Below are 3,768 nucleotides of genomic sequence, written 5' to 3'. Positions count from 1 at the left end.
ATCCCGCTCGCGTTATCAATATCGCGTCAATCAACGGCATCAGGAATTCGGGCATGCCGACCTATGCCTATACCGCCAGCAAATCGGGCGTGATCAATCTGACCGAACATCTGGCAACCGATCTCGCCCGCCACAATATCAACGTCAACGCGATTGCCCCGGGCTTTTTCCCGAGCAATATGACCAAACAGATTGTTGATAATGACGAAATGACAAAAATGGCGATTTCGCAAATTCCGCGCGGCCGGATGGGCGCGCCGGAAGATATCGCAGGAACCGCGCTTTATCTGTGCTCCCGCGCTTCATCATGGATGATCGGGCAGGCGCTGGTTCTGGATGGCGGCATGATTTCGCGGTCATAGAACCGATTGTCAGGGTGGTCCCTTCATCGGCCGCGAATTGGTGATTTCTACGGCCTGTTGATTACTCCATCCTGCCAGTCCAGTACGGTGAGATAGTTGGCGAGGCGGTTTTGCTCGAGTTTCGCGAGCAGCGGATTGTCATGATAGGGAATCAGGAGATCGCTGAGCGGGCCGGCCCAGGGTGCATTTGTGTCGAACAGGATACCCAGTCCGAACACCGCCGGAATCTCCGCATAGGCCAGTTGATGTCCGCCCGCTTCGGCTTCGTTGATAAAATCGACAACCGCGCATTTCACGCCGTTGCGCTCTCCGCCCTCGTGCAGGGCCCAGCCGAAATGGCCCAAGCCGCGCATGCCCTGTTCGCGCAGCAATCCGGACTGGCCCGGCTTGGCGCCGCCGTCCATGCAATAATCGTGGCGATATTCCTTGGGAATGGCATCGGGGGCATAATACATATCCCGGTGGCCGGCAGGCCAGCAGACATCGTGCAGGATCGCGAACAGCGGTTTCTTGTCGCGCTCGCAGGTCGCCTCTATCGCTTTCAGTTCATGATAGACGGTGAACCAATTATGGTCGCCATCCACCGTCCACAGGTCGATATTCTTGAGCTTCGAAAAGGCGGCGAGGCTCGGCTTGGCGATATGGGTGACGCTTTTGCGGGCATTCACCCAATCCAGAAATTCCTGCTTGGGATTGGGATCGACACTGAACAGATGCCCGTCATTGGCTTCTGCATAGTCGGCGAGGATGCTGGTCATGCCGCCATATTCGGCTCCGATTTCAGCTATCCGCGAAACATCGGCAAGGTCCATTGCGTTTAATATGATATCGGAAAACTCGGCCATCGAGTGGATCAGTAAAGTCATCTCTAGGCAGCCTTCTTCATATTGGCTTGCGCGGACTTGCTAAGCAGTGTCGGTCGAAATACGAAATTGAGCATCAGCATTTCATCGGTCGCGGTGGCGGGAGGTGGAATGAACATGAAGGCATCTTCCCGCGCGCAGCGATAGAGCCCCGGCGCATTTTCGGTTATCGCTTCGAAAACCGGGTGCGCCGCGATCGAATCATCGTCAATCTTCTGGGCCATGAAACTATCAATTTCCTGAAAATTGACTTCTTCTATCTGCAGCCAGTTACAAATCTGGCCAAGCATGATGGCGATATTATACTGCCCCGTCCCCGCCGGAATCAGGGCTTGAAAATAGCCGTCGCTCGTCGGGTAGGCATCGATTTCAATCTGTAAGTTCTCCTGACTATCGGCGAGCATGACCGGAATTTTGATGGCGCCGCTCTGGAAATCGCTCTGACGCAGATCAAGCCCGAAACGGTTGCCCGTGAACAGCGGTAGCAGCGCTTCCATTCCGCGCTGCTTCAATTCGCCGGGCAGATAAATCCGGCTGATATTCTTGGTATAGAATAGTCCGCGGCGTCTGATCCCCTGTTCGGCCGATTCCGTATCGATAAATTTGAGCGTGTCCTTGGTGCCCAGATTGACATCATGATGGAAATTCTCGAAAATGCCGACTTCGCGTTCGACCGGCAGAAATAGCAGCCGGGAAAGCGAGGCAGCCGTCATCTGGCGCGCGCAATCACCGTCCCATGAACGCGGTGTCGTCGCCCACCCGCAGCCGATTTGTTCGATATAATTCAAACAGGCAGCCTGGGCTTTATCCCGTTCTTCACTTTGCACGCCCTTGATATCAGCCGTGTCCCGCTGAGGTTCGCCAGTCTTGTCATATCCCAGAACGGAACCGTTCGACTGAGTGCAGAGCTGCTCGAGAACGGCGATAGATTCACAGAGCGCATTGAGCGCGCTATTGTCATAATGCCGGACATCAACCAGTCCCTTTTTGTCGAGACCGGTTATCATCAATTCGCGCAGCAACAGGTAGCGCCCGGATATTTCAAGTCCCATTTCCATATTGAGCACCGGCTCGATCACATTCTGGACCGAACCGTTATAGCCCAGGTCGACAAAGACGACGGAATCGTCCTGCTCGACACCATTCGCCCCGAGGTGAGCGATCAATCCTGCGCGGAATGTCTTGGCGCGTGCGACGATTTTCGTGACGTTCTTCGGTTTGAGAACTTCCCGGATAAAGGATTGCGGCGTCTTGATTGCGGACAGTTTCGCTATCTCGCTTTTCAGGAACAGCAGCTGGCGGCAATAAGCCGCTTGCCTCTGGCTTGAATAGGCATCCTTTTTGTTGTTCGTTGCTTCGGCCGTCAGAAATTTCTGGATTGCTTCGCGGTCGGTGAAGCTGGCGGCATTGGCGGTAAAGCGACTGAGCTCGATCATGCTGATCTGGTCGGCAAATTGGGGGTAGGCGGTCTCGAAGGCTTTGGCAGGCAAATAGCCGTCACGCAGCAGGAACAGCAATTTGGGCTTTTTGCCGGTCTGCGTTTCCAGTCTTTCCGACTCTTCCGCAATCCAGCGTGAAAATCCGTGCAATATTGGCCCCAGAACATCATGGCCGAATTGAAAAGTGGCGTCGTCCCTTCGGCGTAACGAGATTTGGGCACGATGTGGCTGCAAGGCGGGAGACTCCTTGCGCGTATCTTTTTCGACTATTGTGGCGGCCACAGCTTCCAGTCTGAAGCGCTCCGAAGCCTCCTCGTCAAATTGTTCGAAATGGACACCGTGAATGCCGAGCTGTCGGGGTGCCTTGAAATCGGCTTCGATATTATCGCCCAGATGCAGAATTTTGGCAGGCGAGATACCGAGATCGGCGATTACAGGTTTGAACAGGCCGCCCGCTTTGCCCATCCCATATTCGCAGGAACAGAATATCCGGTCGATCTTGTCGGCAATTTCCGGTCCTGCAGCGTCCGTGATCAAGCGGCGCAGAAAAGGTTCCGGTAAATAGGTGTCGGATACAATGATGATTTTCAGCCCGCGCTCTTTCGCGCGTGTCATCAAATCACAAACCGGCTGAAAGGCAAAACAGTGGCGCGCTTCGGCCAAAAGCTCTTCTTCGATACAGCTGGAAATCCGCTCTTGATCGGCTTCGCGAAACAAGTTTGCGTATATTTCATAGATTGTGACATCGTCCTTTTGCGTGTCGAGTATCAGCGCCTTACGCGCGCGTTGCTCCGCCAGAACGCGCAATTCCATGGTGCAGTCGGGAATAGCCAGATCGTGAAACACGTCCGTTGGCCGATTGACATTCCGCCAGATCAAGGTGTCGAAACAATCGAGCGACAATATTTCAATATCGTCCTCCAGATCGTCGAGTAGCGCATCAATTTCCCAGCCAGCAACGGTTTCTTTCATGGTTTTCGGTTCCTTCATGTTGACCAGCATCTGCCTGTCGCAATCTTGTTTTCCGGCCAAACAGGCCTGACGGCACGCACCAAATTGGGCGATCTCGGGCCGAACATCGCAAAAGCTGTGCCAGTTTTCGGA

Annotated in this window: 3 protein-coding genes; 1 reads left to right on the top strand and 2 read right to left on the bottom strand. The window is 54.2% G+C overall.

Annotated features, from left to right (window positions below; translation table 11 throughout):
- Positions 1-362: SDR family NAD(P)-dependent oxidoreductase (locus tag WBM93_RS05205; protein WP_424429100.1), on the top strand; the 362-nt coding region annotated here is incomplete at its 5' end.
- Between the two features lie 47 nt (positions 363-409).
- Here WBM93_RS05205 and WBM93_RS05200 read toward each other — a convergent pair.
- Entirely contained in the window at positions 410-1,228 is an 819-nt protein-coding gene (locus WBM93_RS05200) for a class I SAM-dependent methyltransferase (RefSeq protein ID WP_424429097.1), read from the bottom strand.
- Between the two features lie 2 nt (positions 1,229-1,230).
- On the bottom strand, positions 1,231-3,768 hold a 2,538-nt coding region (locus WBM93_RS05195; protein WP_424429094.1), incomplete at its 5' end, for an HAD family hydrolase.

The organism is Parasphingorhabdus sp. (assembly GCF_049667325.1).
GTDB lineage: Bacteria > Pseudomonadota > Alphaproteobacteria > Sphingomonadales > Sphingomonadaceae > Parasphingorhabdus.
This window is presented reverse-complemented; position numbering and strand designations above follow the sequence as displayed.